The organism is Salinimicrobium oceani, assembly GCF_012037645.1.
The window spans coordinates 1-650 of the sequence record NZ_JAAVJR010000182.1 but is presented as its reverse complement, the minus strand read 5'-3'; the positions used below and the strand labels follow the sequence as shown (position 1 = coordinate 650).

The following is a 650-nucleotide window of genomic DNA, read 5'->3' as shown; positions in this document are numbered from 1 at the left end:
TGGGCTCGGTTAAAGACAAAAATCTTAGAAAAGAATCTTTCTTTTAAATTTAAGGCTTCACTTTTATTTAAATTGAATTTTCTCCAATGATCATAAATTTTCTTTGGAACATAAAAATTAAAATCTGTTTGTTGTGGATCGCCGTTTCCGTTCATTACGGATAAGCCCCTCGCTGGTGCGCGATTGCATCGCGTTCTCCTTTCACCACTCTGTTTTAGTTGTTCGACTTCCTTTCTCACCCGTAATATCTAAATACAACAACATCTTCCAAAAGTCCTTTTTCATCTGCATAATCTGCAGCACTGCTATACACATAGTCTTCTGCTCTATAAACCAAACCCGCCTCTACCGGATTATTGTGAATATAGCTGATTTTTTCCCAAATAACTTTATTGCTCCACAATTCAATAGGCTTATTATCGTGTCTCCAGAACTGATGCTCTTTTACATTAGATGATTTTGCAGCAGCTTTTTTAAATTGCTCCAGGAGAAATTCTCTACGGCTCTCTCTTGGGTTATTCTCTATAGCTTTTACCAATGCCTTACTGGTAAAACGTTTAAAATCTCCCAAAAGGAGCGATGGATGCTGTCCCTTTACACTTCTAAAAATAAGGTGTACGTGATTAGTCATTATACACCAGGCAATTATT

At 36.8% G+C, this 650-nt stretch carries 1 protein-coding gene; it reads right to left on the bottom strand.

Annotated features, from left to right (window positions below):
- Positions 1–235 precede the first annotated feature (235 nt).
- Positions 236–650, bottom strand: a 415-nt coding sequence (locus tag HC175_RS16140; protein ID WP_168139427.1) for a transposase, incomplete at its 5' end; no start/stop codon positions are given.